Source organism: Idiomarina aquatica (assembly GCF_004362895.1).
Lineage (GTDB): Bacteria > Pseudomonadota > Gammaproteobacteria > Enterobacterales > Alteromonadaceae > Idiomarina.
In genome coordinates this window covers 1-24,347 of record NZ_SNXI01000028.1, presented here as the reverse complement: position 1 = coordinate 24,347, position 24,347 = coordinate 1, and the positions used below count along the sequence as shown (strand labels likewise).

21 protein-coding genes are annotated in these 24,347 nt (G+C 48.2%); 11 read left to right on the top strand and 10 right to left on the bottom strand.

Going from position 1 to position 24,347, the window contains the following annotated elements; all coding sequences use genetic code 11:
* Nucleotides 1–127: 127 nt before the first annotated feature.
* The gene (gene glyS / locus DEU29_RS13125; protein ID WP_133540780.1) at nucleotides 128–2,194 is read right to left on the bottom strand and encodes a glycine--tRNA ligase subunit beta; all 2,067 of its coding nucleotides are present in this window, start codon (nucleotides 2,192–2,194) and stop codon (nucleotides 128–130) included.
* A complete protein-coding gene (gene glyQ / locus DEU29_RS13120; protein WP_133540779.1) occupies nucleotides 2,191–3,111 on the bottom strand; it encodes a glycine--tRNA ligase subunit alpha in 921 nt (306 codons plus the stop codon). The genes glyS and glyQ overlap by 4 nt, the downstream gene beginning before the upstream one ends.
* A gap of 93 nt (nucleotides 3,112–3,204) precedes the next feature.
* On the opposite strand from glyQ, the gene DEU29_RS13115 reads away from it, so the two are divergent.
* Both DEU29_RS13115 and DEU29_RS13110 read left to right on the top strand, forming a co-directional pair.
* Nucleotides 3,205–3,813, top strand: coding sequence for a DNA-3-methyladenine glycosylase I (locus DEU29_RS13115; RefSeq protein WP_133540778.1), 609 nt, complete (start codon nucleotides 3,205–3,207; stop codon nucleotides 3,811–3,813).
* An 18-nt stretch (nucleotides 3,814–3,831) separates the two neighbouring features.
* Nucleotides 3,832–4,308, top strand: coding sequence for a GNAT family N-acetyltransferase (locus DEU29_RS13110; protein WP_133540777.1), 477 nt, complete (start codon nucleotides 3,832–3,834; stop codon nucleotides 4,306–4,308).
* A gap of 21 nt (nucleotides 4,309–4,329) precedes the next feature.
* On the opposite strand, the gene tusA is transcribed toward DEU29_RS13110, so the two are convergent.
* The 3 genes from tusA to fadB form a co-directional block, all read right to left on the bottom strand.
* Nucleotides 4,330–4,563, bottom strand: coding sequence for a sulfurtransferase TusA (tusA, locus tag DEU29_RS13105; protein WP_133540776.1), 234 nt, complete (start codon nucleotides 4,561–4,563; stop codon nucleotides 4,330–4,332).
* 101 nt (nucleotides 4,564–4,664) lie between these two features.
* The gene (gene fadA / locus DEU29_RS13100; RefSeq protein WP_133540775.1) at nucleotides 4,665–5,828 is read right to left on the bottom strand and encodes an acetyl-CoA C-acyltransferase FadA; all 1,164 of its coding nucleotides are present in this window, start codon (nucleotides 5,826–5,828) and stop codon (nucleotides 4,665–4,667) included.
* A gap of 20 nt (nucleotides 5,829–5,848) precedes the next feature.
* Complete coding sequence (fadB, locus tag DEU29_RS13095; protein ID WP_133540774.1) at nucleotides 5,849–8,005, bottom strand: fatty acid oxidation complex subunit alpha FadB; 2,157 nt, start codon at nucleotides 8,003–8,005, stop codon at nucleotides 5,849–5,851.
* A 135-nt stretch (nucleotides 8,006–8,140) separates the two neighbouring features.
* Between fadB and DEU29_RS13090 the strand changes: the two genes are divergently transcribed.
* Both DEU29_RS13090 and DEU29_RS13085 read left to right on the top strand, forming a co-directional pair.
* Entirely contained in the window at nucleotides 8,141–10,102 is a 1,962-nt protein-coding gene (locus tag DEU29_RS13090) for a transglycosylase SLT domain-containing protein (RefSeq protein ID WP_133540773.1), read from the top strand.
* Complete coding sequence (locus DEU29_RS13085) at nucleotides 10,095–10,709, top strand: YigZ family protein (protein WP_133540772.1); 615 nt, start codon at nucleotides 10,095–10,097, stop codon at nucleotides 10,707–10,709. Before DEU29_RS13090 ends, DEU29_RS13085 begins: the two co-directional genes overlap by 8 nt.
* Here DEU29_RS13085 and trkA read toward each other — a convergent pair.
* From trkA to def, 4 genes are read right to left on the bottom strand one after another with little or no spacing between them, the layout of a single operon-like run.
* On the bottom strand, nucleotides 10,706–12,082 hold the full coding sequence (gene trkA, locus DEU29_RS13080; RefSeq protein WP_133540771.1) for a Trk system potassium transporter TrkA: 1,377 nt from the start codon (nucleotides 12,080–12,082) through the stop codon (nucleotides 10,706–10,708). The two genes, DEU29_RS13085 and trkA, sit on opposite strands and share 4 nt — an antisense overlap.
* Nucleotides 12,079–13,398, bottom strand: coding sequence for a 16S rRNA (cytosine(967)-C(5))-methyltransferase RsmB (gene rsmB, locus DEU29_RS13075; protein ID WP_133540770.1), 1,320 nt, complete (start codon nucleotides 13,396–13,398; stop codon nucleotides 12,079–12,081). The genes trkA and rsmB overlap by 4 nt, the downstream gene beginning before the upstream one ends.
* Complete coding sequence (gene fmt, locus DEU29_RS13070; protein ID WP_133540769.1) at nucleotides 13,398–14,360, bottom strand: methionyl-tRNA formyltransferase; 963 nt, start codon at nucleotides 14,358–14,360, stop codon at nucleotides 13,398–13,400. Before fmt ends, rsmB begins: the two co-directional genes overlap by 1 nt.
* On the bottom strand, nucleotides 14,360–14,884 hold the full coding sequence (def, locus tag DEU29_RS13065; protein WP_133540768.1) for a peptide deformylase: 525 nt from the start codon (nucleotides 14,882–14,884) through the stop codon (nucleotides 14,360–14,362). The genes fmt and def overlap by 1 nt, the downstream gene beginning before the upstream one ends.
* 63 nt (nucleotides 14,885–14,947) lie before the next feature.
* Between def and dprA the strand changes: the two genes are divergently transcribed.
* Genes dprA through aroE form a run of 6 tightly spaced genes read left to right on the top strand, consistent with a single transcriptional unit; the run spans nucleotide 14,948 to nucleotide 19,356 of the window.
* Entirely contained in the window at nucleotides 14,948–15,985 is a 1,038-nt protein-coding gene (gene dprA / locus DEU29_RS13060; RefSeq protein ID WP_243734608.1) for a DNA-processing protein DprA, read from the top strand.
* Between the two features lie 3 nt (nucleotides 15,986–15,988).
* A complete protein-coding gene (locus tag DEU29_RS13055; RefSeq protein WP_133540767.1) occupies nucleotides 15,989–16,462 on the top strand; it encodes a DUF494 family protein in 474 nt (157 codons plus the stop codon).
* Nucleotides 16,463–16,497: 35 nt separating this feature from the next.
* Nucleotides 16,498–17,019: a DNA topoisomerase family protein gene (locus DEU29_RS13050; RefSeq protein ID WP_133540766.1), complete on the top strand. Its 522-nt coding sequence runs from the start codon at nucleotides 16,498–16,500 to the stop codon at nucleotides 17,017–17,019.
* A gap of 35 nt (nucleotides 17,020–17,054) precedes the next feature.
* On the top strand, nucleotides 17,055–17,615 hold the full coding sequence (locus DEU29_RS13045; RefSeq protein ID WP_133540765.1) for a Sua5/YciO/YrdC/YwlC family protein: 561 nt from the start codon (nucleotides 17,055–17,057) through the stop codon (nucleotides 17,613–17,615).
* Entirely contained in the window at nucleotides 17,612–18,544 is a 933-nt protein-coding gene (gene hemF / locus DEU29_RS13040) for an oxygen-dependent coproporphyrinogen oxidase (RefSeq protein ID WP_133540764.1), read from the top strand. Before DEU29_RS13045 ends, hemF begins: the two co-directional genes overlap by 4 nt.
* Before the next feature lie 2 nt (nucleotides 18,545–18,546).
* Nucleotides 18,547–19,356: a shikimate dehydrogenase gene (gene aroE, locus DEU29_RS13035; RefSeq protein WP_133540763.1), complete on the top strand. Its 810-nt coding sequence runs from the start codon at nucleotides 18,547–18,549 to the stop codon at nucleotides 19,354–19,356.
* On the opposite strand, the gene DEU29_RS13030 is transcribed toward aroE, so the two are convergent.
* Entirely contained in the window at nucleotides 19,325–20,941 is a 1,617-nt protein-coding gene (locus DEU29_RS13030; protein WP_133540762.1) for a VRR-NUC domain-containing protein, read from the bottom strand. The genes aroE and DEU29_RS13030 overlap by 32 nt on opposite strands.
* 404 nt (nucleotides 20,942–21,345) lie before the next feature.
* On the opposite strand from DEU29_RS13030, the gene polA reads away from it, so the two are divergent.
* Nucleotides 21,346–24,117, top strand: a complete 2,772-nt coding sequence (gene polA / locus DEU29_RS13025; protein WP_133540761.1) for a DNA polymerase I — start codon at nucleotides 21,346–21,348, stop codon at nucleotides 24,115–24,117.
* Nucleotides 24,118–24,347 lie beyond the last annotated feature (230 nt).

The following is a 24,347-nucleotide window of genomic DNA, read 5'->3' as shown; positions in this document are numbered from 1 at the left end:
AAAAAATCCATAGCCAGAGAGTCTGACTATGGATTTTGAAGGCTCTGCCGGATCGGTCAACCGATCGCTAAAAATTTCTTAACTGATCGGCATTACTCGATACTCGAGGCCTTTTTTATTTGAAGTATTACTGTAATAACGAAATATCAGCGACTTTTAAAAATAGTTGTCGCAACTGATGTAATAGATTCAACCGGTTGGTTTTGATTTTTTCGTCCTCGGCATTAACCATGACGTTATCAAAGAATGCATCGATATCGTCTTTTAGCAAGGCCATACGGTTAAGTGCTCCTTCGTAATTGCCGCTCTCAATTTCTGGAGCGCTGGAGGTTTCCGTTTCACTTAGTTTAGCCGCGAGAGTCTTTTCTTCCGCTTCAACAAGCAGACTGTGATTAACCAAACCGTCTAACTCAACTTCACTCTTCGCAAGAATATTGCCCACCCGCTTATTAGCTTCTGCAAGGCTTATGGCGGCGTCGAGACGCTTAAATGCTGTGATGGCCTTTATCCGTGCATCAAAGTCCGCAGGGCGAGACGGTGCGCGTGCAATAACCGCCTGTATTACATCGACGTCTACGCCTTGTTCCTGGTACCAGGGGCGGAACCGACCCATAACAAAATTAAATACGTCATCGACTACGGTTTTATTTGTTAAAAGGCCACCAAACTGCTGTTGTGCTAGTTCAATCATATTTTTGAGATCAAGCGGCAAATTGCCCTCGACTAATATGCGAATAAGACCTAGTGCTGCACGGCGCAGAGCAAAAGGATCTCGGTCGCCCTTAGGGGTCTGTCCAATACCAAAAATACCTACCAAAGTATCAAGTTTATCGGCAAGCGCGACGGCTGCGGCTACATCTGATTGAGGTAAGGTATCCCCCGAAAAACGCGGCCAATAGTGTTGCTCGATTGCATCGGCCACGGAATTGGGTTCGCCATCGTTAAGCGCATAATGCTTACCCATAACACCCTGCGTTTCCGGGAATTCAAGCACCATTTCGGTCACTAAGTCGGCTTTACATAACAAGCCCGCTCTAGCAGCGTCATCAGCTGACGTATTTAATTGTGTTGCTAATTGACCCGCTAAGGCGCTGATGCGTTTTACTTTGTCTTCGACGGTGCCCAGTTGCTTTTGGAAAAGCACCGCAGCAAGTTTAGATAATCTAGATTCGAGGGTTAGCTTTTTATCAGCCTCAAAAAAGAACTGTGCATCCGCCAGGCGGGGGCGAACAACTTTCTCGTTACCGCTAATAATTTGCTGCGGGTCGTTGCTCTCAATATTGGTGATAAAGATAAAAGCAGGCAGGAGATTACCTTGTTTATCCTCCACAGGGAAGTACCGCTGATCATCTTTCATGGTAACTATGAGTGGCTCTTTCGGCACTGATAAGAACTCTCTGTCAAAGCTCGCGTGCAGCGCAACCGGCCACTCAACAAGAGCCGAGACTTCCTCGACTAATTCATCGTCATTAACTACATTGCCACCAAGCTGTTCGGCTAGGCGAGCGACTTCTTTTTGAATAATGCTTATACGGCGCTGCTGATCAGCTATAACATGATGTTGCTCTAATAGAGACTCGTACTCATCGGCTGATTGAAGTTCAAAGCCAGCCGGCGAATGAAAACGATGGCCACTTACATGGCGGCTACTGGCCGTTTCAAGCAGTTCGCCCTCTATCAAGCGCTGTCCGTAGACCATGGTTAGATTGTGTACCGGGCGGATAAATTGCGCGTCACTATCACCCCAACGCATTGGCTTGGGAATAGGCAGCTGCTTTAACGCTGACTCGACAATTCCCGGCAATAATGTTTCGATAGATTGTCCTTTGACTTCGGCTTTGTGTAACAGCCATTCACCCTTGTCCGTTTTCAGTCGTTGTGCTTGTGAAACTTCAATGCCGTTAGAACGAGCCCAACCTTGTGCAGCTTTGGTTGGGTTGCCATCTGCATCAAACGCTACATCAACTGACGGGCCTCGCTTTTCTACCACCTTATCGGCTTGTTGTGCCTGCAATCCCTCTACCGAAACCGCTAAGCGACGCGGTGTGGCCAATGGACGTAAGTTATTGTACTGCAACTCGTTCTGCTGCAGACCCTGCATAATACCTTGCGCAAACGCCTCGCTCAGGTTTTTTAATGCCTTGGGTGGTAACTCTTCAGTGCCAAGTTCAACAATTAGGTTATCCGTGTTCACGAGTTAGCTCCTTCTGGTTGTGATTGGCACATAGGAAAGCCCAACGCTTCTCTGGATTCGTAATAGACACTAGCAACAGCTTTGGCCATAGTACGCACGCGAAGGATATAGCGCTGGCGCTCAGTGACTGAGATGGCATGTCGGGCGTCGAGTAAATTAAATGCATGCGAAGCACGCATTACCTGTTCATAAGCAGGCAGTGCCAAGCGTTTTTCAATAAGCAACTCACACTCTTTCTCGCAATCCTCAAAACGTTGGAATAACACGTCCACATCTGCGTACTCAAAATTGTAGGTCGATTGTTCAACCTCGTTTTGATGAAACACATCGCGATAATAAATCTTACCGCGAGGGCCGTCTGTCCAGACCAAGTCGTAAATACTGTCAACACCCTGGATGTACATGGCTAAACGCTCTAGCCCATAGGTTATTTCGCCGGCGACAGGTTTGCACTCAATACCACCGACTTGTTGGAAGTAGGTAAACTGCGTTACCTCCATTCCATTAAGCCAAACTTCCCAGCCAAGACCCCAGGCGCCGAGTGTCGGCGACTCCCAGTTGTCTTCTACAAAACGAATATCATGGATCAACGTATCAAAACCGAGCATCTCAAGTGAGCCTAGATAGAGTTGTTGAATATCTTTAGGCGAGGGCTTCATGATGACCTGAAATTGGTAGTAATGTTGCAGCCGGTTCGGGTTTTCGCCGTAGCGACCATCAGTAGGACGGCGACACGGTTGAACATAGGCAAAGCTCGCTGGCTCAGGCCCAATGGAACGAATGAACGTCATTGGATGAAAGGTTCCTGCTCCGACTTCCATATCAAGTGGCTGTACCACGGCACAGCCTTGCTGCGCCCAATAATCTTGTAGCGCCAGGATCAATCCCTGAAAGGTTTTAACATCGTATTTAGACATAAGACTTCTCTTATTGCGAGATGGCGGTTGACCATTGACTAAAAAATATGCCTAGATTATACCCTTTGATGCGCCTTGGTTATAGGGGAGCAAATGACAAAACTGACGCAAAAACGATGCCCATGGTGTGAACAAGCGGATGATTATAGGCGATATCACGACGAACAGTGGGGACGACCCGTTACTGATCCGGTTGAGCTGTTCGCTAAACTTTGCCTGGACGGGCAACAAGCCGGCTTAAGCTGGTTGACGATTTTACGAAAGCAAGCTGGTTACGAAGCCGCGTTTTATGGTCTGGATCCGGACAAAATTGTAGAAATGCCGGATAATGAGCGGCAACAATTGTACAGCAACCCTGAAATAATCCGCAGTAAAGCAAAAATCGATGCAATTTTTGTTAATGCTCAAGCTTATATAAAAATGCGTAACCAAGGCCTTAACTTCAGTCACTGGTTATGGCAGTTTATAGGCGGTAAGCCGCAAATTAATGGCTATCGCACGCTAAGCGAGGTGCCGACTGAGTCAGAAGCGTCACAAGCTATGGCAAAGGCGTTGAAACAACAAGGATTTAAGTTTGTTGGCCCGACAATTTGTTATGCTTTTATGCAAGCTGTCGGTATGATGAATGACCACCTGGTGGATTGTCACTGTTATCAACCCGTGTGTGAGCAGATGCGTCAGTTCACCCCATTGGACACTTAAACGGTTAATGGATCGATAATGATAGAAATTACTCTAGCGGATTACTCTAACCCCGCTCACGCGCAAGCAGTTATCGCAATGCTTGATGCCTATGCAAAAGACCCTATGGGTGGCAGTGAAGGTATCAGCGACGAGGTAAAAGAAAACCTCATCAAAGAAATGGACAAGCGTGAACATGTATTTTCGTTGCTTGCCTTTGATGGCGATCAGCCTGTTGGCGTTGCCAACTGTGTTGAAGGGTTTTCAACTTTTGCGGCTAAGCCCTTGATGAATATCCACGATATTGCCGTAATTCCGGAGTATCGCGGTGAGGGCGTTGCACAGAAGTTACTGGAAGAGGTCAAAACACTGGCGCAATTTCGGGGTTGTGTGAAGTTAACGTTAGAAGTTTTGGACAAGAATGACCGCGCCAAAAAAGCCTACGAAAAGTTTGGCTTTAAACCTTACGAGCTAGGCGATGTTGGCCAGGCTGAGTTTTGGGAGATGTACCTTTAGCGAGAACTGCTGAAGTTCGGGTTAGTCGTGTATTTTTTTAACCCAATAACGATAGGGCGTTGTTTCAACGTCCTGCGCGACTAATTCGTGCTCCATAAACTCACAGAAGCCGGGAATATCCCGGGTGGTTGCCGGATCATCCGCAATCACTAACAGGATCTCTCCAATCGACATCTTTCGAATACTTGCACGTACCATCATTACCGGCTCAGGGCATCGCAACCCGAGGGTATCCAGTGACTTATCTTCCTGCATATTCTGACATCACCAATAATCAGTAAAGCACCAACAAAAAACGGCTAAAACGCTATCCAAGCGCTTTAGCCGCTTTCATAACTCGCGATTTATTATAAAACCTAAACGCGCTCAAATACAGTCGCAATACCTTGACCTAAACCAATACACATGGTTGCTAAGCCAAGCTTCGCGTCTTTCTCTTCCATTAAGTTGATTAGCGTCGTTGAGATACGTGCGCCAGAGCAGCCTAATGGGTGGCCTAAAGCGATAGCACCACCGTTCAGGTTCACTTTCTCTTCCATCTTGTCGAACAGTTTTAAGCCTTTAAGTACAGGCAGTGACTGCGCGGCAAAGGCTTCGTTCAGTTCAACCACGTCGATGTCGTCCATGCTGACACCAGCACGTTTCAGCGCTTTTTCTGTGGCTGGTACAGGACCATAGCCCATAATAGAAGGATCGCAGCCTGCAACGGCCATTGAGCGAATCTTAACGCGTGGCGTCAGACCCAGAGCTTTGGCTTTTTCAGCAGACATAACCAGCATAGCAGCTGCACCGTCAGACAAGGCTGACGAGGTACCCGCGGTTACCGTGCCGTTGGCCGGGTCAAACACAGGACGAAGCTGTGACAGGCCTTCTGCGGTAGTTTCCGGACGAATAACTTCGTCTTCTGTCACGCGTACCAGTTCGCCGTCGGCATTATGGCCGTTAATTGGGTAAATCTCTTTGGCAAAACGGCCTTCAACCGTCGCTTCGTGCGCTTTCTTATGTGAGCGCGCGCCGAATTCGTCTTGTTGTTCACGGGTAATACCGAACTTGCGAGATAACAATTCAGCGGTCATACCCATGCTGCCAGAAGCTTTTGCAACAGACTTATTCATGCCCGGGTGAAAATCGATGCCGTGAGTCATTGGTACGTGACCCATGTGCTCAACACCACCGGCCATAAAGATTTCGCCGTCGCCGTTCATGATAGCGCGTGCTGCGTCGTGCAATGCCTGCATGGATGAGCCACACAGACGGTTAACGGTAACACCGGCCACCTTATGAGGAATGCCGGCAATTAACGCTGAGTTACGCGCAATGTTGAAACCTTGCTCGAGGGTTTGCTGCACACAACCCCAGTAGATATCTTCCAGTTCTTCAACATCCACTTCCGGATTACGCTCAAGCAATCCCTTCATCAGCGCAGCTGAGAGGTCTTCGGCACGAGTATGGCGGAAAACACCATTTTTTGAACGCCCCATTGGCGTACGAATACAATCTACAATGACGATGTCTTTCATTTTAATAACCTCCTCAAGCCTTACTTCGCGCTGGTTGTGTCAAAGTAAGATTTACCGGCTTTAGCCATTTCGCGCATGCCATCAGTCACTTGGTATATTTCGCCCAGGTGCGCGTATTTATCTGCCTGTTGAATAAAGTTGTCGATACCAACGGTTTCCAGATAACGGAACGGGCCGCCACGGAATGGAGGGAAGCCCAGGCCGTAAAGCAGTGCTATGTCCGCCTCTGCGGCAGAACCCACGATGTCTTCTTCCAGACAACGAACCACTTCGTTCACCATCGGGATCATGCAGCGAGCAATCACTTCGTCTGCATCAAGCTTTTTGCCTTGCTCACAGCCTAGTAACTCATAAGTCGCCGGATCAGCTTCTTTGGTTGGCTTACCTTTTTTGTCGGTGCCGTATACGTAGAATCCTTTACCATTTTTCTGACCGTAACGCTCAGCAGCTGCCAGTTTGGCAATAGCGCTTGAGGTGTCACGTTTCATGCGGGTAGGGAAACCGTCTTCCATAACGACCGTACAATGATCGGCGGTGTCGATGCCGACAACGTCGCTCAAGTACGCAGGACCCATAGGCCAGCCGAACTGCTTCTCCATAACCTTGTCGATACCAACAAAGTCTACGCCTTCATCAACCATACCGGCAAAGCCTGCGAGGTAAGGGAAGAGTACGCGGTTTACTAAGAACCCAGGGCAGTCATTGACAACGATAGGGGTTTTACCCAGTTTTAGTGCGTAAGCCACAACGGCGTTAACGGTTTCGTCTGAGGTTTTCTCACCACGAATAATCTCAACCAGCGGCATCTTATGTACCGGGTTAAAGAAGTGCATGCCGCAGAATTTCTGGGGGCGCTTCAGGTTCTTCGCCAGCTCTGTAATAGAAATGGTCGAGGTGTTTGACGTTAAAATAGCATCGTCACCGATAACGCCTTCAATTTCAGCCAGCACTGAGCCTTTAACTTTTGGGTTCTCAACAACGGCTTCAACAACAATATCGACGTCTTTAACCGCGTCGTTTAGCAAGGTCGGGGTAATAGACGACAAGACTTTAATCATCTTATCGTTGCTCACTTTACCGCGCTCAACGCCTTTTTTCAGGATCTTGCCAGCTTCTTTCATGCCTAAGTCTAAGGCGTCTTGCTTGATGTCTTTCATCACGGCTGGCACGCCTTTCGACGCAGACTGGTAAGCGATGCCGCCGCCCATAATACCCGCGCCTAAAACACCCGCAGTTTTGATTTCTTTGGTTGCGGCTTTGGCGTATTTCTTCGATTTTCCTTTAACGGCCTGATCGGCCAGGAAGATACCAACTTGTGCCTGGCACGCGTCAGTTTGAGTCAGGTCGAAAAATGCGTTGTTTTCCGCTTTCAATGCGCCTTCACGGTGTTCGCGAGCGCCGTTTTCAATGGCTTCTAACGCCTTGTGCGGTGCCGGGTAGTGTTTACCAGCTTTGGCTGCAATTAAACCTTTAGCGGTAACGAGAGTCATCATTAACTCGGTGTCGTTAGCTTTCAGCGGCTCTAACTTAGGCTGACGTTTCGCTTTCCAGTCTTGTTCGCCGGCAGCGGCTGCTTTGGCCAGATTTAATGCGGCTTCGGTTAATTTTTCCGGTGCAACTACGGCATCAATAGCACCCACTTTTAGTGCATCTTCTGCTTTATTATTTTTACCTGTTGTTATCCATTCGAGTGCGTTGTCCGGACCAATAACGCGTGGTAAACGCATGGTACCGCCAAAGCCCGGGATAAGGCCTAGTTTAACTTCCGGCAGGCCGATAGTTGCTGTGGTGTCGGCTACACGGTAGTCGCATGCTAATAGTGCTTCACAACCACCGCCTAACGCGAAACCTTTAACCGCGCCAACAGTAGGCACTGGCAGGTCTTCGAGTTGGTCAAATACCCGCGATGCTTTAGCCACCCACGAGCGTGTTTTTTCCTGATCAGAGAAAAGAGTCAGGAACTCGGTGATGTCAGCACCAACGATAAACGTTGATTTGCTGCTGGTGACGATGACGCCGCGTAAATCTTTAGTATTTTGTAAAGTTGTCAGTGCTTCACTGAATTCTTCCAATGTTGCTTGGTCGAATTTATTAACCGAGCCTTTCGCGTCGAATTGTAATTCGGCAAAACCGGGTTCAATAAAGTCGACCCGAATGCTTTCACCTTGGTAAATCATGTTGGGTCTCCCACGACATCCATAAATTTAGTGCTATAAAGAGACTGACTCTAAAATAGCTTTAAGTTAAGGTAGAGAGAGTTTGGCGCGAATAAGCCAATTTTTCAACGGTTATTTAAACATGCGTTTGAATTAATGAAAAAGCAGTCGTTTATCATTCGTTACAGTCGCTACATAGCGACTGCCACATTTGCCTTGGCAACAGTCTTATCTGTTAACGCTAAGCCGCAAGCTGTGCCTGACGAGCGTTTGGCAGAACAACGAGAGTTATTTGTTAAGGCTGAATACGCCGCTAAGCGCGGCAGGTTAGCCGAATACCGACAATTGCGGGCTCAACTAACCGATTATCCGCTGTTGCCATATCTTGAATTAGAACGTCTCCAGCAAGTTGGTTATTTAGCTAATGAGAAACGTGTTTTAACGTTTTTGCAGCAGTACGAAGGCACCCCTCTTGATTGGCAGTTGCGACGCCCCTGGCTTGACTATTTGGCAGGGCAAAAAGAAGAGGAACGGTTTATTCGCGACTTTCGTTATCCCGGCACACTAACGCATCGATGTCAGTTAATTAGTGCCGAGCGTAATCAAGGGCTTGAAAATGAACCCTTTATCAAGAAGGTCGATGGCGTTTGGTTACATGGTTTTTCAGTGCCGACAGCGTGTGATGGGATACTAAACGAATGGGCTGAACTAGGTGCCCGAACAACGAAAAAAGTCTGGCAGCGCATTAAACTTGCGGCAGATGGAGGCAACGCCACGTTAATACCTTATTTAACAGGACTTATGCCTGATAATATCCAGTATCTTGGCGAGCTTTTTCACAAAGTCCGGTATTCCCCTGCAGCGATCCATTCTGACAACCGTTGGTTAGGCCGTGATCCAAAACGCGAAGCAGAAATTGCGACTTACGCACTTAAAAAGCTAATTTGGCGAGAAGAGAGCCTGGCGCTTTCTTCCTACGACAAACTCATTAAGCGGTTGCCGTTTAGTGCTGAGCAAAGAGAGACGATTGCAGAAGAGTTTGCCGTAGCACTTAGTTTAAAAGACCACCCTGAGGCTAGGATATGGCATCAACGCGTGCCATTAACCGGGCTTGATGAACGCACCTTACAATGGCGCCTGGCTTCGTACTTGAAAGACCGTGATTTCGCTAGTTTGAGGCAAACCATTTCAAGTTTGCCGGCGGCGATTGGCGGCGGCGCTCAGTGGCGTTATTGGCTTGCCCGTGCAAGTGAAATTACCGGTAATGAACTGGCGGCTAATGAGATCTATACCGAACTGGCAAAAGAACGAAACTATTATGGTTTTATGGCGGCCGCACGTTTAGGTCAGCCGGTTAATTTAGAGCGTGAACCGGTCGATGTTAGTGTGGTGGAGTTAGAATCGGTTAGAAATCATCCCAGTGCACGCCGTGCTTACGAATTTATTCAACTGGAACGGTTTGTTGATGCCAGACGGGAATGGAACCATTTATTAACGCAACTGGATGGTAGCGAGCACAAAGCGGCTGCATTGTTGGCGAGTGAATGGGAGTGGCATGACCAGGCCATTTGGACTCTAGCTCAAATTGGCTATTTTGATGCGGTAAGTATTCGTTTCCCGATGGCTTATGGGGAGCTGTTGTCGTCCGCCTCAGACAAAGTAGGCATCGATCCGTCGTGGGCGATGGCGATTACAAGGCGCGAGAGTGCCTTCAGAGCTGATGCATATTCTAGCGCCGGGGCGCGTGGTTTGATGCAGATTTTGCCGAGTACCGCGCGACGGTTAAAAAATGACAATATTAGCTACAGACAGCTGCATCGCCCGGAAGTGAATGTTGAGCTTGGTACTTATTACTTAAGTCGTTTAAATAACCGCTTTGATAATAATCACCTACTGGCTACGGCATCTTATAATGCGGGCTATTATAAAGTTCTGGATTGGTTACCGGACTCACCGACGCCTGCCGATGAGTGGATTGAACAAATCCCTTATTACGAAACTCGTGATTATGTCAAAGCGGTGATGACGTATCAGCAAATCTATTTCATGCTGCACGAGGGTCAGGGCAATCTTTTTGAACGCCTGGAATCGATGATGATACAGCCGGATTATGACTAAAGATTATCAACGCCCGGTAGCTTGCAGCGTACATGAAATTGAAATAAAAAATAGCCGATTTATTGCCATTATTGCGCCGGCTTTTAGTGCTGGGGACTGTGCTGAGTTGCTGACTCGGGCGCAAATGGAGTGGCCCAAAGCGAGTCATTACTGCACCGCAAGCATCGTTGGTTCGCCAACTAACCAACCGACTCTTGCGTCTAGTGATGATGGGGAGCCTTCCGGCACCGCCGGGCGCCCGATGTTGATGGTGCTGCAGAATGCCGGGCTTGGTGATATTGCTGCGGTGGTAGTTCGCTACTTTGGCGGAACAAAATTGGGTACCGGCGGTTTACAACGCGCTTATAGTCAGTCCGTTGCTGAGGCTCTCGAAACGTTAAAAACAGAACTGGTTGTTTATCGCTGTAACTACCAGCTATCCTATCCGTATGAATTACAGGGCAACATTGAATCGCTGTGGAAGCAGTTTGATATTCGTGTAGTGCAAAGTGATTTTGCGGAGCGAGTAAAGCAAACTGTTGGCGTTATACCTGAACAGCTAGACGCGCTGCAGGCAAAGCTGGATGCGGTATCTCAGGGACAAGTCAAATTAACCTTGGTTGATTAAAAGAACATCGCGCTGGGTTCAAATAAACGCTCGACCTCATCGATATATTTTTTATCCAATAAAAACATGATGACGTGATCATCCGACTGTATGATGGTTTCACTGTGTGCCATCAATACTTCGGTGCCTCTGACAATGGCGCCAATTGTGGTGCCGGGAGGTAACTTCACCTCTTTAATTGCCTTACCGACAACTTTAGACGTTTTTTCGTCACCGTGAGCAATTGCTTCAATTGCTTCAGCTGCACCTTTACGAAGTGAGTAAACGTTAACAATGTCGCCGCGACGAACATGTGTTAATAGGGCAGAAATGGTTGCGCGCTGGGGCGATATGGCAATATCAATCTCACCACCCTGAACAAGGTCAACGTAAGCACTTCGTTGAATCAAGACCATCGTTTTGCGGGCGCCCATGCGTTTAGCCAGCATTGCCGACATGATGTTTGCTTCATCATCGTTGGTAACGGCGATAAAAACATCGATGTCCTCGACATGTTCTTCCTCTAACAGCTTTTGATCGGATGCATCGCCCCTAAATATCAGGGTATGCTCCAATCGTTGAGAGAGCTCTTCGGCACGGGCTTCGTCGCGTTCGATTAACTTGACGCGATGGTCACTTTCCAGTTGCTGTGCTAAGCCGGCACCAATATTACCGCCGCCAACAATCATGATGCGTCGGTACTTGGTTTCCAACTTTTGTAGCTCTTCCATTACCGTGCTGATATGGCGTGTATCAGCAATAAAGAAAACCTCATCATCAGCTTCGATAATGGTCGTGCCGGTAGGGCGAATAGGGTGCCCCTGACGGTAGATAGCCGCGACGCGAGTGTCGATATTGGGTATGTGCTCGCGCAACGTCGAAATCGCGTGACCAACCAGTTTACCGCCATAATAAGCTTTTACTGCCACCAGGCTAGCTCGGCCGTTTGCAAACTCCATTACCTGCAATGCACCGGGGTAGTCGATAAGCTTCTTAATATAATTAGTGACCAGTTGTTCGGGAGAGATGATGTAGTCGACCGGAGCATCATTCTTATGAAACAGCTGGTCTCTGTAACGGATATACTCTTCGGACCGGATGCGTGCAATTTTGGTCGGCGTATTGAATATAGAATAGGCGACCTGGCAGGCAATCATATTAGTTTCGTCGCTGTTTGTTACAGCAATGAGCAGGTCGGCATCGTCAGCTCCTGCTCGTCGAAGCGTATCGGGATGAGCACCATTACCAACGACAACTTGTAAATCATATTTGTCCTGAAGCGCTTCGAGTAAGTCCATGTCAGTATCAACAACGGTTATATCGTTGCGCTCACCCACTAAGTTTTCAGCTAGCGTACCGCCAACCTGACCTACACCCAGGATAATAATTTTCATGGTCGTTTTTTTAGCCTTGCATAAAAGAATCCGTCGCCGCCTTCTGGCTCTGGAAGCTTTTGCAGCATCTCTGCATGTTCATTAATAGGAATTAGACTAGCATCATCGTGGGAAGCTAGAAAGGCGTTAATTTGTTGTTCGTTCTCGCGCGCCAAAACCGAGCATGTGGCGTAAAGTAACTCGCCGCCAGCGGCCAGCGCTTGCCAAACGGTTGTTAGAATGTCTGCCTGCAGCACGACCAATTTATCAATATCGCTTTTACGGCGTAGCCATTTAATGTCCGGATGCCGCCTGATGACGCCGGTTCCTGAGCAGGGCGCATCCAGTAAGATACGATCAAAGGGTTGGCCATCCCACCAGGAGTCAAGGTCACTAACATCGGCACAAATAACCTCAGCCGGTTGGTTTTGGCGTGCTAAATTTTCCGTGACGCGCTGCAACCGTTTTGCATCGACGTCTATGGCGGTTAATGGGGTTTTGAAGGAGTGCGTTTCAAGCAGGTGCAGCGTTTTACCGCCGGGTGCCGCACAACAGTCCAATACACGATGACTATCGTCAGCCTGTAATAACACGCCCGCAAGTTGAGCTGACTTATCCTGCACCGATACCGTACCTTCTTCAAAGCCCGGTAACGAGTTCACCAGGCAAGGCTTTTCTAATCGTATCGCCGAGGCAACCTCATTATCGATGTAACCGTTGATACCTTCTGCCGCTAATGCGTTGCTATAGTCATGAGCATTAGTTTTGGTCAGGTTTACCCGCAGCCACATCGGTGGATGTTGATTGTTGGCTAGCAGAATTTGTTGCCAGTGATCCGGATAATCATGTTTTACTGCATCAACAAACCATCGAGGATGGTTAAACAACTCATCTTCTGGCAACGTTCGTTGATCGGTAGCATCTCTATCAGGTGCCTCACGCAGTAGCTGTCGTAATACACCATTAACAAGACCGGTATGGTTCTTACGCTTTAGTCGCTTTGCTGCTTCGACGGTAGCGCTGACTGCGGCATGATCTTTAGTTCGCAAACAATAAAGTTGGTAAGCGCCCACTAACAACAATGAGTTCAAGATAGCAAGCTTGCCCTTTAGAGGCTGCTTGAGTTTGGCGGCGACGAGTCGGTTAAGTGCTGGTAAAAATCTGAGTACGCCATAGCTGATGGCCTGTGCCAGGCGTTTGTCACTTTCAGCTAACGCAGCAGTTTCAGCCGGGAACGCTGTATTCAGGCTCTCACCATCATTCAAAATTCGGTGCAGTACTCGTGCTGCTGCTGCACGACTATCCGCGCCTGATGCCTTACTGTTTTTGTTGTCCATTAAGCGAGCGTCTTACCCTTACAGAAAATAGTTGCGTAGCCATTAACGAGTGTTGCTGCGGGCTGAGGCTTTTTACCGGGCACTTGAGCTTCAAGGATTCTCAAAGTGCCTTGGCCACAGGCAATATCAAGCCCTTCGTTTGATGCGCTCACGATGGTGCCTGCTGGCGCGTCTGCGGACTGTTTTAATTCCTCTGCAGCCAGTACTTTTACCATCGACTGTCCACCTTTGAACCCTTCAATATCAAACCACGCTGTTGGCCAGGGGAAAAACGCGCGCACGTTACGTGCTAACTGCTCTGCGCTTGCTTGCCAGTCGATGCGGCCCTCTTCCTTACTCAGCTTGCGAGCGTAGGTTGCTTGCGATTCGTCTTGTGGTTTAGCGTTATCGATAAAGGTGGGTAGATCATCGAGTACCGATATGAGCGCCTGCGGTCCGAGTTGTTCAAGTTTAGCGTAGAGCGTTGCAGAAGTTTCTGCTGCGCTGATCTGGCAACTGACTTCATGTAAAACGGGACCAGTATCTAAACCCGCTTCCATTTGCATGATGGCAACACCTGATTGGGTGTCACCAGCCCATATGGCGCGCTGGATCGGCGCTGCGCCACGCCAGCGAGGTAACAGCGAGCCGTGCACGTTGACGCAACCGTAACGAGGAATGTCTAAAATCGCTTGTGGCAATAACAGACCGTAGGCCACGACAACCATGACATCTGCATCAAGCTGCTCTAGCTCGGAGCGGGCATCAGCCGTTTTGAGCGACTCAGGCTGATAGATCGGCAGCTGATGTTCAATGGCGACTTGCTTAACCGCTGACGGCTGCATTTTCTTACCACGCCCGGCAGGCCTGTCCGGCTGAGTATATACACCAACTACGTTATGCTCAGTTTGTAGTAATTGACGTAAATGCTGTGCCGCAAAATCCGGGGTGCCTGCGAAAACAACGCGAAGAGATTGACTCATTATTCGGCATCCGCCGTCATTTTTTGCTGTATTCGTTGTTCTTTTTCGAGTTTCTTGCGGATACGGTTCTGTTTTAAAGGCGATAAATAATCGACAAATAACTTACCGTTCAAATGATCCAGCTCGTGCTGAATACAAATCGCCAATAGGCCTTCTGCGTCGAGGCTGAACTTTTCACCATTGCGATCCAAAGCTTCGACCGTAATGCGTTCTGCGCGTTCTACCTTCGCATACACACCAGGGAAAGACAGGCAACCCTCGTCGTTGGTGAAATGACCCTCAGCTTTTGTAATCTCAGGGTTAATAAACACCAACGGCTCGTTCTGATCTTCGCTACAGTCAGCGACAAATAAGCGCTTATGAACGTCTACCTGAGTGGCGGCCAGGCCGACACCCTGAGACTCATACATGGTCTCAAACATATCGTCTACGGTGGCGCGCAGCGCATCATCAACGGTCGCTACCGGTTCTGCAACCTTGCGCAAACGCTCATCCGGATATTTTAGAACCGTTAACTGAGACATAAAAATACTCCATTGCTTTGACTACCCTTAGTTTAACGCATTTTAGGGGGATAAGGACAGTCCATGAATCAACAGGATGTATGTATATTATTGGGGCTTAATCGTGCAAACCAAGAGATAAGAAAGGCTGCGAGGGAGCTGAAAAGTACCAGCGAGGTAATTGACCGATGGGAGCAATCGCTAAAACCGGTAGACGCAAAGTGGGTTAAGGCTACGTTGGCTTGGCAGGAATCCAGCAATCAGGGAGTGATAGGTTTTTATGATCATGAATATCCTGACCGTTTAAGGCAAATAGATGATCCGCCCTGGCTATTGTTTTATCAGGGACGAGCAGAGCTGATTAACGCTACTGGTATAGCTATCGTAGGTTCACGTAAAGCATCACATAGTGGCTTGCATGCCACCGATTGGTTTGCCGGTGAATGCGCCGAAAACGGCTTGGTGGTGGTCAGTGGGCTTGCTATGGGTATCGATGCGCAAGCGCATAAATCAGCAATCGAAAGTGGACGCACAATTGCTGTGCTAGGCACCGGGATTGATCAAATCTATCCTGCGCGGAACCGACAATTGCATCGACTGATATCCCATCAAGGCGTACTGATTTCTGAATTCCCGCCAGGGATTCAAGCGAGAATGGATCATTTTCCACGACGCAACCGTATTATTAGTGGCATAAGTCATGGTGTGGTGGTGATGGAAGCAGCGCTGCGCAGCGGCTCTATTTCGACTGCGCTTGCTGCAATAAATCAAGGTCGCCATGTCGGAGCGGTTCCCGGACCTTTGTTTGCATCGGAGCATGAGGGCTGCCACTGGTTAATTCGGCAGGGTGCGGAGTTGCTTTACCACCCTCAGCAAGTTGCCGAATGGGTTGGAGTTGATTTTAAACAAGGCCCTGCCAAGACTCAGCCTCAGCCAATCACAGAAAGCTTGGCAAACGATAAATTGTTAGCTAATGTGGGGCTAGAGGTCACTAGTGTCGATAAGTTAATCGAACGTAGTGGTCTTTCTGCAGCCAAAGTAACGGAACAATTATTATTACTCGAATTACAGGGCGCTGTAGCAGCAGTACCGGGTGGTTATATCAGAGTGGGGAGGCGCTAAACTATGTTTGATATCCTCATGTACTTGTTCGAGAACTACATTCACTCGGAACAAGAGGTCGTTGTCGACCATGATGAGCTAACTGATGAGCTTGCCCGGGCAGGTTTTCATCGACAAGAGATCCAAAAAGCACTGGCTTGGCTGGAGCGTTTAGCCGATTTGCAGGACAGTGAGGGAAAATCTTTCTTAACCTCTCAACCGTCGCAGTCGGTTCGGGTTTTTACCGAGCAGGAAGTTTCCCGGCTCGATTGTCAGTGCCGGGGTTTTTTGATTTATCTCGAAAATCTCGGTGTGTTAGACTTTGCAACGCGAGAAATGGTCATCGACCGGGTAATGGAGCTTGAAACTGCAAACTTTAACCTTGATGACCTTAAGTGGGTTGTGTTGATGGTACTGTTTAATCTGCCAGGTCATGAAGCGGCTTACGATCAAATGGAAGGTTTACTATTTGAGGAGCCAGACGGGCCATTGCACTAAACAGGCGTCAGTAATGACGGAGGTAGTCAGGTTTAATGCAGCGTTGTCCGGAATGTGGTAGTGAATTGCAGGTAAAGCATAAAGGGCATAACAGCTTTTTAGCGTGCTCTGCATTTCCTGCCTGCGAGTATACCCAGGGGTTGCGAGACCAAGCCGATATCGAGCCTGAAGGGCTAGGTGTTGATTGCCCTGAGTGTGGACGTGAGCTACAGTTAAAAAGTGGCCGTTATGGCTTGTTCGTCGGCTGTAGTGGTTATCCTGGCTGCGACTTTGTTGCAGAGCCCGACCAAAACTCTTCGCAACAACCGACTGTTGCCTGCCCTGAGTGCCAACGCGAAAGCCGTGACGGCAAACTGATCCAGAAAACCACGCGAACAGGGCGGAGCTTTTACGCTTGCGATAAATACCCACAATGCGAGTTTTCAGTAAACCTCCCGCCAATACAAGCAACCTGTCCGTTATGTCAGTACCCATTGCTGTTGCGTAAAAAACAGCATGGTGTCGAGCGCCACGTATGTGCGCGAAAATCCTGTGATTACAAGTCTGACGCGTTATAATTTTGACTAACCTTTATATGTTGGAGAACTAAGCGTTGACCCCAGATGATATTACTTCGGCGCGAGAAGCGTTGCTCGAGGGCGTAATTGCCTATCCAACGGAAGCTGTTTTTGGTTTGGGCTGTGATCCCACTAACGATACTGCGATTCAAAAAATACTGGATCTAAAACAGCGTCCCGTCGACAAGGGACTGATTTTAATTGCAGCGGATTACAGCCAGCTATTACCTTATGTTGATGATCAGGCCATAGGTCAGGATAAACGCTTTTCGGTGTTCTCTCATTGGCCCGGACCAACAACATTAATTTTGCCCGCGCGCAAATTCGTATCTCATCTACTAACCGGTGGCCGAGAGACCATAGCAGTGCGCGTCACGGCTTTCGAGCCGGCACGGGAACTATGTCGAAAGCTGGGAACGCCGCTAGTCTCAACCAGCGCAAACCCAGCCGGTGAAGAGCCGGCCCGCACAGCCGATGAAGTTCGAGCGTATTTTGGTGATGCACTAAATTGGATTATGGATGCAGATGTCGGCGGGGCTGCTGCGCCGAGTCAAATTATCGATCCCTTGACTAAAAAGGTATTTAGACAGTCATGAATGAACAAAAACTGAAGCCCGTACTCGCTTACCTGATGCACTTGCAAGACCAGATCTGTGAGCGTATCGAAAGTCTAGATGGCGAGGGTCAGTTTCAACAGGACCAATGGCAGCGGGAGCAGGGCGGTGGTGGCCGTTCGCGCGTAATGAAACAGGGCAAAATTTTTGAGCAGGCAGGTATCGGCTTTTCCCATGTTTATGGCGAGCAATTACCCAAAAGTGCGACCGCCCATCGTCCTGAATTAGAGGGCCGAGACTTTAATGCGTGTGGCGTCTCGTTAGTGTTTCATCCCAATAATCCGCATGTGCCAACGGTACATATGAATGTTCGTTTTTTTATTGCTGAGAAACCAGGCGAAGAGCCGGTGTGGTGGTTTGGTGGAGGATTTGACCTGACACCTTTTTATGCTGTTGAAGAAGACGTCATTTATTGGCATCAACATGCGAAAAAGACACTGGATGCCGTCGACGATACCTTGTATTCAAAATATAAAACCTGGTGTGATGATTACTTTTATCTAAAGCATCGCAACGAAGCGCGAGGTGTTGGAGGGGTTTTTTTTGATGACTTAAATGATCGTTCTTTCGATGATGCATTTGCTGTCATTAAAGCAGTTGGTGACGCGTTTTGCGATGGCTATGAACCGATTGTACAAAAACGTAAAGATACTAATTACACAGACCAACAGCGGCAGTTTCAACTATACCGTCGCGGGCGTTATGTTGAATTTAATTTAGTCTGGGACCGCGGAACCCTTTTCGGTTTACAGACCGGAGGCCGAACTGAGTCAATTCTTATGTCGATGCCGCCGATGGTGCGGTGGGAATACGACTGGGCACCAGAGCCAGGTTCTCCGGAAGCTGCGCTTACTGAGTATTTCTTATTACCCAAAGACTGGGCAAACATGAGCCCCGGCCAAGGCGGTTAGTTATGCGTCGTTTTTGCGTCTTCGGCAATCCGATAAGTCATAGTCGCTCGCCGGATATTCACGCTCTGTTTGCAAAGCAATACGGACATGAAATCAGCTATAAAAAGCAGCTTGTTTCCCTGCATGGTTTTGCGCGCACTATCGCAACGGAATTTAATCAGGGATTAGCTGGCGCTAATGTTACCGTGCCGTTTAAACAACAGGCCTGGCAGCAGGCGACAAAATTGACCGAGGAAGCGCGCGTCAGTGGTGCGGTTAATACGTTAATTCCATTACCAGCCGGAGGGCTGTTAGGCGCAAACACGGATGGCGCGGGACTACTCCGCGATATAAGAAGACAGGGCATCGATATTGCTGGCCGTAGAGTTCTTATTTTAGGGGCCGGCGGCGCAACGCGAGGTGTTTTAAAGAATATCCTGGACGCAAACCCCGAGACTGTGTGGATCGCTAATCGTACGGCAATTAAAGCACAGCAACTCGGCGATGGACATGCAAATGTTCGGGCAGTAACAACTTGGCAGACGGTTAGTGGCGTCGATATTGTTATTAATGCAACGAGCGCCTCCCTATCCGGCAAGCTGCCTGATGTACCTACCACCGTGCTTGGTGGCGCGCAGTTTGTGTATGACATGGTTTATGGTCCCGGCAGAACATCGTTTTTAGCCCACACGGCCGCGGTCAGCGAGGCTCAGCTTAGTGATGGCTTAGGCATGCTGGTCGGGCAGGCTGCAGAGAGCTATCGACTGTGGTGGCAGTGTGAGCTTCCTCAAATAGTGCCGGTTATTGAGCATTTAAGGCATTCAATGGATTAACGTCCAATACGATTACATTGACATCATTCTGGATTAAGTGTCGTAACCACTGCTGTTGGTTGAGCCGCAGGGAATCGCCCGGAGCTTTAACTTCAACTAATTTAACCTCGCCCTGCTTATACAACCAGAGATCAGGAAAGCCACTACGATTGTTCTTTACGTCGAACGCAAGGCGCTCGAAAATATTGCACCACACGGGAATAGGTATTCGGTCTAACCAAACAATAACATCGTCAAGCTGCTGCCACTTCCATGGAATAAATGGGTTTGCCAATCCTTGCTTGGTCTGCAATTGGTGTCTAATCCGTGACTTAACGACATTGGGATGCTTTGCCAGCGATGTTAGCCGACGTTGAATCTTGGCCTTACGCTTACGGTAAAAACCGGGTGAATTAAGATCGCGGGGACCGCGCTGAAACGGATGAATAAATGCACCATCGACGTCGGCGAAGATGATATCCCAGAAAATGAGCCCAAATAACGACTGCACAATTATATTCTCAGCGTGAAGGCCACTCCAGCCCTGTGCTACGTAATAGGCGAGCGCGGCCTGTTCGACCTGTCGGGGCTTGAAGTCTAATGCTGCTGCTGCGCTGGGTATAGCGAATTCAGCATTGCCATTATGCTGTTTAAACCAACGTTTGAGTAACTGTGATGCAACGTTGCGTTCTGGCTCATCCCATGGTCGTTCGACCATGTCCAGCAGCAATGAATAGCAAGTATCAGAGTCTAATTTATATAACAGCCTTGCCTGACGTTCGCGACTCGGCGGCCTTTCAGCGTATCGATAAAGCCGTAAAGCTAAGTCAATCTGTCTGGCTCGCTCGCAATCACGGGCTATCCGGTTTATTAATTGGTTAGTTTTGTTTTTCAGACGCTCCGGAACGTCTTTTATCAGAGGGTTATCAATTAAACCTTGCGCCAGTGCAATGACTTCATCGTGGCTACTCAGTTCCCGGTAGTAGCGTCGTATAGATTCTAACTGGCAAAAATAGTGGAACGTCTCCTGATCAGGAAATACCGCGTGCGGACGAATGTGATAGTTCTCGTAGCGAACATGGCCTAGTGCAGCAACAACAAACTCAGAAATTTGCTGGTGGCTATTGCCAAAGAACAGCATCGATAGCTCATTAAAGCAGTCATTTTGTCGCAGCCGAACAAGCTCGCCCGGCAGCGTAGAAACCGCAGTTGAAAGCTCCTCCACCAATGACTTTTTATCGGTTTTAGTTGTTCGTTTTAGATTATAAAAGTTACTGAGTTCAGCTACCGTAAAAATGAGCAAACTGTTTTTATCAGGCTCTTTAACGGATTCAATCCAACCGCGGTTGTTAAGTGTTTTTAATGCAATAGGTATATTAATTTCGCCATACGACAAGCGATCGACCCGGAATAACTCGCCCTTACGCATAAACAGCCGCAACCAAAGACATTGAGCATCTTTGGGTAAGGCAAGGTACTCAGCTAATATCGTGCGCTGCCTAACTGACAATAATTTGTCGTGATAAGTTAGGACCCAGCGCCGGACGACATCAAAATTATGCCAGTAGTAAAAGGGATCGTTGGCGTCAGCTAGTTGCCAATGCATTGAAATACCGAATAAAAAAATGATTGTTTATAAGGAATACGTGAATGTCTTACAAAAAGGTCTAAGAAAATATCACATAGTCCTAGATCACTAAAAAATTTGTGTTAATCTAACTGACCGTTTTGCACTGAAGTCACGTTGTGCATCAAACGGATAAAAAATGTTTCCACACGGGAACATAAAAATAAAAAGATGGGCACAATGGGATGCCTGCTGTATTAAACCCCTTCAAAAACAAGCCTTTGCAGTTGAGCGCGACACGGAAGAAAAATATTTTCTTGCTGTGGAAGAGCTAATTGTCAACAGAGTTATCCACAAGATATACAGTTGCTGTCGCTAGCCTTGCTGGTCGACCTATGGCATCCTTTGCCAACTATGCAAAAGCGATACGACAGGCTCAATTAATGACCAAATCAGTACCCGAAAATCCCTTTGTTCTTGTTGATGGTTCCTCTTATTTATTTCGTGCGTTCCACGCTCCGCCACACCTGACCAACTCTAAAGGTGAACCGACCGGTGCCATATACGGCGTTGTTAACATGTTGCGCAGTTTACTTAAGCGCTATAAGCCAGAAAATATGGCCGTAGTATTTGATGCAAAGGGGAAAACGTTTCGTAGTGATATTTATGCGGAATATAAGGCACACCGGCCACCGATGCCAGATGACCTGCGTAGCCAAATCGAGCCGTTGCACGATATTGTAAGAGCAATGGGATTGCCTCTGTTATGCATAGACGGGGTGGAAGCTGACGATGTTATTGGTACCCTGGCCACGCAGGCAGGCGAGGAAGGGCGCTTTACGCTGATTAGCACCGGCGATAAAGATATGGCGCAGCTGGTCAATGAGCACGTCATGCTGATAAATACCATGACCGATACCTTGCTGGATGAGGCGGGTGTAAAGGAAAAGTTTGGTGTTGAGCCAAACCAAATTATTGATTACCTCGCACTGATGGGTGATAGCTCGGACAACATTCCGGGGTTGCCGAAAGTTGGTGAGAAGACTGCACAAGCTATGCTGCAAGGCATTCCATCGATTGACGCGATTTATGAGGATATTGACGCGGTAACGCAGTTAAGTTTTCGGGGCGCAAAATCAATGCCCGCCAAGTTAACCGAGTTTCGTGATCAACTACTGATGTCACGCGAACTGGCCACGATTAAATGTGATGTGGAGCTAGAGTTTAGCCCGCAACAACTGGCGATTGAGCCTGCTGATAATAAGAAATTAGCCGAGTTATACGGGCAATGTGAATTCCGCCGTTGGTTGGGAGAGTTACATGAAATTGGTGCAGCTACAGACCAGGCACTAGGTATTGAAGCTGGTGAATCTGACGGACCAGAAACCAGCATCTCACATGACGATTATAAAACCCTGTTTACCGAGCAGGAGGTTCGTGACTACCTTGAAACATTGAAACAGGCTGAATACTTTGCATTCGATACGGAGACTACCAGCCTTAAGTACATGGAAGCCGAACTGGTTGGTGTTTCGCTGGCCGTGAAGGCTGGCGAGGGCGTTTATATTCCGGTGGCACATGATTACATGGAAGCACCGGATCAAGTTGACCGTGCGTGGTTGCTGGAGCAGTTAAAACCGCTTCTTGAAGCTGAAACACCACAAAAGGTAGGGCAGAACCTTAAGTACGACGCACATATACTGCGTCGTTATGGTATTCGTCTTGGCGGCATAAAAAACGACACCATGCTGGCTTCCTACGTATTTAACAGTGTCGGTTCGCGACACGATATGGATACCCTGAGCCTGCAATACTTAAATCATAAGCCGGTGAAGTTCGAAGATATTGCCGGCAAAGGCGCGAAGCAGCTGACATTTAATCAAATTGCGTTAGACCAGGCTGCTCCGTATGCAGCAGAAGATGCGGATGTGACACTACGGCTGCATGAGGTGCTCTGGAACAAAGTAAAAGACACTAGCGATGAGCTCATGTCGGTACTTTGTGACATCGAAGTGCCGTTGATACCGGTGCTTACCGACATGGAAGAGTATGGCGTAAAAATTGACGCTGATATGCTGGCGCAGCAGAGCCACGATATCGAGCAGCTTTTAACAGAATATGAACGTAAAGCGTTTGATATCGCTGGTGAGGAGTTCAATCTGGGTTCAACCAAGCAGTTGCAGCAGATTTTATTCGAAAAACTTGAGCTGCCGGTGATAAAGAAAACGCCAAAAGGTGCTCCCTCGACCGCAGAAGATGTGTTACACGAGCTTGCTCATGACTATCCTTTGCCGGACGTGATTCTGCGCCATCGTAGCTTGTCTAAATTAAAATCAACGTACACTGATAAGTTACCGAAAATGATTAATCCCGATACCGGCAGAGTGCATACGTCATATCAGCAAGCGGTTGCTGCAACGGGTCGACTTTCATCTACTGATCCTAACCTGCAGAACATACCGATCCGTACCGAAGAGGGTCGTCGTGTTCGTAAGGCGTTTATCGCGGAAAGCGGTTATAAAGTGGTAGCTATCGATTATAGCCAAATTGAATTGCGGATTATGGCCCACTTATCGCAAGACAAGGCGCTGCTGACCGCGTTCGCAGACGGTAAAGATATTCACCGTGCAACAGCGGCTGAGGTCTTTTCGTGTTCGTTGGACGAGGTTACCGATGAACAACGGCGTCGAGCTAAGGCCGTCAACTTTGGTCTAATCTATGGTATGTCGGCTTTCGGTCTGGCTCGCCAATTAGATATTCCCCGGCACGAAGCGCAACATTATATGGACCGTTATTTTGAGCGCTTCCCAGGGGTGCTCAACTACATGGAAGAGACACGCAAACTGGCGAAAGAACAAGGGTATGTGAAAACACTTTACGGCCGTCGTCTGCCGCTACCTGATATCAAGGCGTCTAATGGTGCCCGGCGCAAAGCTGCGGAGCGTGCTGCAATAAACGCACCTATGCAGGGAACTGCTGCTGACATCATTAAGCGCGCAATGCTTGCGGTTAATGAGTGGATAGCAAAGCAGCAATGCCAGGATGACGTACGAATGCTAATGCAGGTACATGATGAACTCATTTTTGAGATTGCTGAGCAAAAAATTGATACCTATGTGAAAAAACTTAGTGATGTCATGGAACAGGCAGCAAGCCTGGATGTGCCGTTAATTGCAGAGGCCGGTGTAGGTATAAATTGGGACGAAGCACATTAAAAAATTTGCATCATTATGAACTTTTTTTAAGCGACCTAGTCGGAGTAAGTGAGGGCAAGTTATTGGACTGAACAAGCCAGCCCTCAAAAATTGTTCTCCCTGGATTGTAGTTTTCGCCCGACTCATTGAGTCGGGCTTTTTTGTTTGCCCAGCGAAGCTGGCAAACCCGCCAGGTTGTAAGAAGCCTGGATCACCCTGACTGAGGGGAAGATAATCCGAATGGCAAGGGC

Bases quoted from the DNA above. Each gene is read 5' to 3' on its own strand.
- glyQ (WP_133540779.1), bottom strand. From the start codon at position 3,111: ATGTCTAAATACGATGTTAAAACCTTTCAGGGATTGATCCTGGCGCTA.
- DEU29_RS13115 (WP_133540778.1), top strand. From the start codon at position 3,205: ATGACAAAACTGACGCAAAAACGATGCCCATGGTGTGAACAAGCGGAT.
- DEU29_RS13110 (WP_133540777.1), top strand. From the start codon at position 3,832: ATGATAGAAATTACTCTAGCGGATTACTCTAACCCCGCTCACGCGCAA.
- tusA (WP_133540776.1), bottom strand. From the start codon at position 4,563: ATGCAGGAAGATAAGTCACTGGATACCCTCGGGTTGCGATGCCCTGAG.
- fadA (WP_133540775.1), bottom strand. From the start codon at position 5,828: ATGAAAGACATCGTCATTGTAGATTGTATTCGTACGCCAATGGGGCGT.
- fadB (WP_133540774.1), bottom strand. From the start codon at position 8,005: ATGATTTACCAAGGTGAAAGCATTCGGGTCGACTTTATTGAACCCGGT.
- DEU29_RS13090 (WP_133540773.1), top strand. From the start codon at position 8,141: ATGAAAAAGCAGTCGTTTATCATTCGTTACAGTCGCTACATAGCGACT.
- DEU29_RS13085 (WP_133540772.1), top strand. From the start codon at position 10,095: ATGACTAAAGATTATCAACGCCCGGTAGCTTGCAGCGTACATGAAATT.
- trkA (WP_133540771.1), bottom strand. From the start codon at position 12,082: ATGAAAATTATTATCCTGGGTGTAGGTCAGGTTGGCGGTACGCTAGCT.
- rsmB (WP_133540770.1), bottom strand. From the start codon at position 13,398: ATGGACAACAAAAACAGTAAGGCATCAGGCGCGGATAGTCGTGCAGCA.
- fmt (WP_133540769.1), bottom strand. From the start codon at position 14,360: ATGAGTCAATCTCTTCGCGTTGTTTTCGCAGGCACCCCGGATTTTGCG.
- def (WP_133540768.1), bottom strand. From the start codon at position 14,884: ATGTCTCAGTTAACGGTTCTAAAATATCCGGATGAGCGTTTGCGCAAG.
- dprA (WP_243734608.1), top strand. From the start codon at position 14,948: ATGAATCAACAGGATGTATGTATATTATTGGGGCTTAATCGTGCAAAC.
- DEU29_RS13055 (WP_133540767.1), top strand. From the start codon at position 15,989: ATGTTTGATATCCTCATGTACTTGTTCGAGAACTACATTCACTCGGAA.
- DEU29_RS13050 (WP_133540766.1), top strand. From the start codon at position 16,498: ATGCAGCGTTGTCCGGAATGTGGTAGTGAATTGCAGGTAAAGCATAAA.
- hemF (WP_133540764.1), top strand. From the start codon at position 17,612: ATGAATGAACAAAAACTGAAGCCCGTACTCGCTTACCTGATGCACTTG.
- aroE (WP_133540763.1), top strand. From the start codon at position 18,547: ATGCGTCGTTTTTGCGTCTTCGGCAATCCGATAAGTCATAGTCGCTCG.
- DEU29_RS13030 (WP_133540762.1), bottom strand. From the start codon at position 20,941: ATGCATTGGCAACTAGCTGACGCCAACGATCCCTTTTACTACTGGCAT.
- polA (WP_133540761.1), top strand. From the start codon at position 21,346: ATGACCAAATCAGTACCCGAAAATCCCTTTGTTCTTGTTGATGGTTCC.